Origin of the sequence: Actinomadura logoneensis (assembly GCF_003428695.1) — a bacterium.
Lineage (GTDB): Bacteria > Actinomycetota > Actinomycetes > Streptosporangiales > Streptosporangiaceae > Spirillospora > Spirillospora logoneensis.
The window spans coordinates 1-5,408 of the sequence record NZ_QURH01000849.1 but is presented as its reverse complement, the minus strand read 5'-3'; the positions used below and the strand labels follow the sequence as shown (position 1 = coordinate 5,408).

Annotated in this window: 6 protein-coding genes; 3 read left to right on the top strand and 3 right to left on the bottom strand. The window is 75.9% G+C overall.

Annotation, left to right across the window (positions count from 1 at the left end; genetic code table 11):
• Positions 1–205: 205 nt before the first annotated feature.
• Entirely contained in the window at positions 206–1,240 is a 1,035-nt protein-coding gene (locus DZF91_RS28825; RefSeq protein ID WP_117360267.1) for an MBL fold metallo-hydrolase, read from the top strand.
• Between the two features lie 35 nt (positions 1,241–1,275).
• Here the strand turns inward: DZF91_RS28825 and DZF91_RS28820 are convergent, their stop codons facing one another.
• Positions 1,276–1,902, bottom strand: coding sequence for a maleylpyruvate isomerase family mycothiol-dependent enzyme (locus tag DZF91_RS28820; RefSeq protein WP_117360266.1), 627 nt, complete (start codon positions 1,900–1,902; stop codon positions 1,276–1,278).
• Positions 1,903–2,151: 249 nt separating this feature from the next.
• Here DZF91_RS28820 and DZF91_RS28815 point away from each other — a divergent pair, with 249 nt between their 5' ends.
• The gene (locus DZF91_RS28815) at positions 2,152–2,781 is read left to right on the top strand and encodes a pyridoxamine 5'-phosphate oxidase family protein (protein WP_117360265.1); all 630 of its coding nucleotides are present in this window, start codon (positions 2,152–2,154) and stop codon (positions 2,779–2,781) included.
• Positions 2,782–2,894: 113 nt separating this feature from the next.
• Here DZF91_RS28815 and DZF91_RS28810 read toward each other — a convergent pair whose 3' ends face one another.
• Positions 2,895–3,086: a DUF5302 domain-containing protein gene (locus DZF91_RS28810; RefSeq protein ID WP_117360264.1), complete on the bottom strand. Its 192-nt coding sequence runs from the start codon at positions 3,084–3,086 to the stop codon at positions 2,895–2,897.
• 145 nt (positions 3,087–3,231) lie between these two features.
• Between DZF91_RS28810 and DZF91_RS28805 the strand changes: the two genes are divergently transcribed.
• On the top strand, positions 3,232–3,654 hold the full coding sequence (locus tag DZF91_RS28805) for a DUF2795 domain-containing protein (RefSeq protein WP_117360263.1): 423 nt from the start codon (positions 3,232–3,234) through the stop codon (positions 3,652–3,654).
• Here DZF91_RS28805 and DZF91_RS28800 read toward each other — a convergent pair.
• Positions 3,627–5,204 carry an FAD-dependent monooxygenase gene (locus DZF91_RS28800; protein ID WP_117360262.1) on the bottom strand — a complete coding sequence of 526 codons (1,578 nt, stop codon included), beginning with the start codon at positions 5,202–5,204 and terminating at the stop codon, positions 3,627–3,629. The two genes, DZF91_RS28805 and DZF91_RS28800, sit on opposite strands and share 28 nt — an antisense overlap.
• Positions 5,205–5,408: the final 204 nt, after the last annotated feature.

Here is a 5,408-nt window from a genome sequence, read left to right as displayed (position 1 = left end):
GGACGCGGCCGAGCGCCGCGGCGACCGCCTCCGGAGGCGCGTGGAGCGCGCGGAGCGCCGCCGGGCGCGCGCCGCCGACGACGCCGCGAGAACACGGGCAGAAGCGGACGAATACGGCTGATCCGGACCCTTGGCGACCGAGCGGTCCGCCGCCATGCAGTAGGTTCGGGGGCCGAACGAGATTCGGGAACCGGAGGAACAACAGGTGGCGGAACCGCTGACGGAGCAACCCGCGGACTGGACCGAGCCGGGCGCGCACCCGGTCGCGCCCGGAGTGCACCGCATCCCGCTCCCGCTGCCCGTCGCGTCCCTGCACGCGGTCAACGTGTACGTGATCGAGGAGCCGGACGGCCTGGTCGTGGTCGACTCCGGCTGGGCCATGCCGGACAGCCGCAAGGCCCTCGCCGGCGCGCTGCGCCTCCTCGGCCACCGGCTGGAGGACGTCGCGCAGTTCCTCGTCACGCACGCGCACTGGGACCACTACTCCCAGGCCCTCGCGCTGCGCGCCGAGTTCGGCGGCCGGGTCCGGATCGGGCGCGGCGAGCGGCCCTCGATCGAGGCGTTCGACGTCCGCCGCGGCCTGCACCCGCGCCAGGCCGAGCTGCTACGCCGCTGCGGCGCGGCCGACCTCGCCGACGAGATCGCCCGGCTGGGGGTGAACGCCGAGGAACGCGACATCCCGCACACCATGCCGGACGCCTGGCTCGACGACGGCGAGCGCGTCGAGCTGACCCGCCGGTCCCTGGACGTCTTCGCCACCCCCGGCCACACCCGCGGCCACATCGTGCTCCGCGACGCCGCCGCCGGCCTGCTGTTCGCCGGGGACCACGTGCTCCCGCACATCAGCCCGTCCATCGGCCTGGAGACCGAGCCGGAGCCCAAGCCGCTGCGCAGCTACCTCGCCTCGCTGCGGCTCGTCCGGGACATGCCGGACACCCTGCTGCTGCCCGCGCACGGCCAGGTCACCCCGAGCGTCCACACCCGCGTCGACGAGCTGCTCCGGCACCACGAGGAGCGGCTGGACGTCGCCGCCGGGCACGTCCGCGCGGGCCGGTCCACGGCCTACGAGGTCGCCGCCGCGATGTCCTGGACGCGCCGCCGGCGCAAGCTCGGCGATCTGGACGTGTTCAGCCGGATGCTGGCCGTCCTGGAGATCGACGCGCACCTGGACGTCCTCACCGACCAGGGCGTCCTGGTGGCCCACGAGACGGACGGCGTTCGCTCCTACGCCCTCGCGTAGCCGCCGCGCCCCCGTCCGCCCCCCGCCCGCGCCCGTCAGGCGGCCGGGTCGCGCCCGAGGTAGGCGACCAGCAGGTCGCCGGGCCGGACGGCGTCCGGGACGGGCACGGGCCGCGCGAACAGCGTTCCGCGCGCGTCCGCCGGGACGAGCCGGGGCGCGTGCCGCAGCAGTCCCAGCGCCAGCCCCGCCGGGACCGGACGCCGCGCCCCCGTCGCCCTCCCGACGTCCCAGCCGTGGACGGTCAGCTCCATCGCCCCCGCCACGGCCACGTCGGCGCGTCCGAGGAGCCGGTCCCCGACCCGGACCGCGCCCGCGTCCCCGCGCAGGTCCGCCAGCCGCGCGATCCCCGACCGCACCGAGGCGAGCGGGTCACCGGCCCGCCTCACACCCGCCGGACCCACCACCCCGCAGACCAGCGCCTCGGTGAGTGCCGCCACCGAGTCGTCCAGATGCCGCAGCAACGCCCGCAGGTCCCACTCCGCACACGGTGTGGGACGGCCGAGTACCTCCGGTCCGGCGTCCGCCAGAGCGCACAGGGCGTACGAGGCCCCGGACGCCAGCAGTCCCGCCGCATGAGCGGCGGACCGCCGCACCGAATCCGCGTCCGCCCCCGTGCCCGTCCCCGTGCCCGCGGACCGGCCGTGCCCTCCGCTCGCCCTCATGCGCGCCCCCTTCGCCGGAAGTGACCGTCGGGTCGCGGAGAACTCATCGATACCGGCGTGGCAAGACCGCGAGGACCTTCCACGCGGCGACGGGCCGTCCGAGGGCCGCACGGCCGACGCGCCGCAGGCCGACGCGCCGCAGGCCGACGCGCCGCAGGCGGGCGATCCGCGGCTGCCGTACCCCGACGGGTACGGCTTCCAGGGCGCCTGTCTAGGCTGGGGCCCCGACGACCCCTGGAGGACCCCCCGATGCCTCAGCGGACCGAGATCACCTCGCCGGAGGAGCTGCGCGCCCTGCTCGGGGAGGTGATGCCGCGCGCCCGGAACAAGGAGCGTCCGCGTCTGCACCCCCGCGACCGCGAATGGCTCGCCGCCTCGCCGTTCTGCCTGATCGCGACGAGCGACGCCGACGGCAACTGCGACGTGTCCCCCAAGGGCGACCCCGCCGGACGCCTCGCGCACGTCCTGGACGACGGCACGATCGCGATCGCCGAACGCCCCGGGAACCGGCGCGCCGACGGCTACCTGAACGTGCTCTCGAACCCGTACGCGGGCCTGCTGTTCATGATCCCCGGCCGGAACGAGACGCTGCGGATCAACGGCCGGGCCCGGCTGGTGCGCGACGCGCCGTACTTCGACGACCTGGTCGTCAAGGGCCACCGGCCGCTGCTGGCGCTGGAGGTGGAGATCGAGACGATCTACTTCCACTGCGCCAAGTCGTTCCTGCGCTCGCAGCTCTGGCAGCCCGAGACCTGGAACCCCGGCGTGCTGCCCTCCCACGCCCGGATCACCAAGGACGTCATGGTGACGCCCGAGAGCCTGGAGGAGCTGGAGGAGTACTACGGCGAGTCCTACGCCAAGAGGCTCTACCAGGGCTGACCGCCGCCGTCTCCCTGGACCCACCGCGGGCCGTCCCGCCGGGTCGGTGGGACCCCGCAGGGCGGATGGGGCACCGGCCCCCGCGGGTCTCGCGGGGGCCGCCGCCCGGGCCGTCAGCCGCTCTTGCGGCGGAACTGGCGCTGGTGGTCGGCGCGCTCGTGGACGCCCTTCACCTTGGAGCCCGCGCCGCCCCCGTTCCCGCCGCGGTTCGAGGCCGCGGTGCGCTTGCGTTCCAGGGCCTCCCGGAACCTGCGCTTCACCTCGTCCTCGCCGTCGCCGGTGTCGCGTTCGTTCGAGTCGGCCATGTGGACCTCCACCTCTCGTAGTGCGGTACCAAGCCTCGCACGTCCCGGGACCGCCCGCCGCCCCGGCCCGGCCGCGGGCCCGATCCGATCATCGTCGTTTAGCCCCCGTCCTCGGGGAAGGTCCGGTGGCAGAGAGGAGGACGTCATGGCTGATCAGAGCAACAAGCAGGGCCCCAAGCTCGACGACGAGATCCAGCACGAGACGGAGGGGATGGTCCGGGGCGGCCATCCGACCCACGCCGAGGAGTGGAAGGAGCCCGAACCGGCGTCATCGGCGTCCACGTGGGACCCCGTGACCGACGACCCGGTCGCGACCGGCGGCGCGCGGCAGGAGGGCTCGCCCCCGGGGATGTCGCCGGACGACGTGGAGGGCCGCAGCGCCCTCGCCCGCGCCCTGGTGGGCGTCCACTACCCCGCGGGCCGGAGCGAGCTGCTGTCGGCGCTGCGCTCGGGGGACGTCTCGGAGGAGGCGGTGGCGGCGGCCGAGGCGCTGCCCGACCGCAGTTACGAGAACCTGGCCGACGTCGCCGAGGAGCTCGGCTACGGCCGCGAGAGCCGCCGCTTCTGACCCACGCGGTCCCGGTCCTGCCCGGTCCCGGGTTCGTGCGCCTGCGCGCGCCCGCGCTCATGGCCGTGCCCGTGGCCGTGCTCGGCGGGCGGCCCGCACCACCTCTCCAGCGCCTCGCGGATCTCCTGGGCGCGCCGCTCCGGCGCGGTCTCGTCGGTGGCCCACGCGATGTGGCCGTCGGGCCGGACGAGGGCGGTGGTGCGGGTCTGCCCGCCCGCCGGGACGCAGTGCACGCGCCCGGCCCAGTGGCGTTCCACCAGGTAGGTGACGGCCGGGTCGTTCGCCGCGACGACCAGCGCGAACCCGCCATCCCGCAGGGTCCGGTAGAGCCGCCCGCCGCCTCCGAGACGCACGTCCGGAGCGCGGCGGCCGGTCAGCCGGTGGGCCCCGGGCGGCGCGGGGTAGGAGATGGCCAGCCCGGAGACCAGCCCCGCCATCCGGCGGGCCACCGCCGGGACGCGGGTCGCCGCCCCCAGCAGGACGTCCCGGCCGAACCGCGCCGCGCGTCCCTCCAGCAGCACGCCGCGCAGCAGCGCCCCGCTGCCGAGGACGACGCCGCGCCCCACCGGGAACCGTTCCTCGTGGTAGCTGTCGAGCAGCCAGGACGGCGCGTCCCCGCGCACTTGCGCGGCGAGCTTCCAGCCGAGGTTGGCGGCGTCCTGGAGGCCGGTGTTCATGCCCATCCCACCGATCGGGGAGTGCACGTGCGCGGCGTCCCCGGCGAGGAACACCCGGCCCACCCGGTAGCGGGGCACCTGCCGCTCGTCGCTGTGGAACCGCGACATCCAGCGCACGTCGCCCATGCCGTGGTCGGTGCCGAACACGCGCTGCAAGACCGCGCGCAGCTCCCCGAGGTCCACCGGTTCGGAGTCGGGCGCCTGGTGGGCGCGGTTCCAGCCGATCACCCGGTACCAGCCGTCGCCGAACGGGGCGACGAACGCGAACGCGTCCCCGGTCGACCCCACCGTCAGCGTCTCCGCCGGCGGATCGGCGAGCCGCACGTCCGCGAGCATCACCGACCGCAGCGCCGACTGGCCGGGGAACGGCACCCCGACCGCCTCGCGGACCGTGCTGCGCACGCCGTCCGCGCCCACGACGTACGCGGCCTCGACGACCTGCTCGCCGCCGTCCCCGCGGAAGCGGACCGCGGCGCCGTCGCCGTCCTGCCGGAGCCCGGTCACCTCCGCGCCGCGCACGATCCGCGCGCCCGCGTCCAGCGCCCGCCGCTCCAGGACGCGTTCGGTCTCGTACTGCGGTGTGACCAGAACGAACGGGAACCGGCCGGGTAGGCGCGACAGCTCGAGCCGCGCCCCGCCCGGAAGCCGCACCGCGCCGACCCGCCGCCCCGTCCGCAGCAGGTCGTCCGCGACGCCGCGCATCTCCAGGACCTCCAGCGTCCGCGCGTGGACGGCGAACGCGCGCGTCAGGTTCGGGACGTCCGCACGGCGCTCCAGCACCGTGCAGCCCACCCCGGCGGCGGCCAGGTCGCCGGCCAGCAGCAGCCCGGTCGGCCCGGCCCCGACGATCACCACGTTGTCGGCGCCCGTCATGGCGACACCTCTCTCCAGCGGAGTCCGGTGTCTCCGAGCCTTCCCCGGATCGTCCCGCCGTCACCGCCACAGGCCGATGCCAGACCGCGCCTTGACCACACACGGCCGCGAAAAGGGTCCGCCGGAACCTCCAGGCTCCAGCGGGCTCCCATGGTGCCGCCCGCACCGGGCGCCGGGCGGACCCGGCGCCCCGAACCGAGCCGC

Coding starts and splice junctions, on each gene's coding strand:
- DZF91_RS28820 (WP_117360266.1), bottom strand. CDS start 1,902: ATGAGGGCGAGCGGAGGGCACGGCCGGTCCGCGGGCACGGGGACGGGC.
- DZF91_RS28815 (WP_117360265.1), top strand. CDS start 2,152: ATGCCTCAGCGGACCGAGATCACCTCGCCGGAGGAGCTGCGCGCCCTG.
- DZF91_RS28810 (WP_117360264.1), bottom strand. CDS start 3,086: ATGGCCGACTCGAACGAACGCGACACCGGCGACGGCGAGGACGAGGTG.
- DZF91_RS28805 (WP_117360263.1), top strand. CDS start 3,232: ATGGCTGATCAGAGCAACAAGCAGGGCCCCAAGCTCGACGACGAGATC.
- DZF91_RS28800 (WP_117360262.1), bottom strand. CDS start 5,204: ATGACGGGCGCCGACAACGTGGTGATCGTCGGGGCCGGGCCGACCGGG.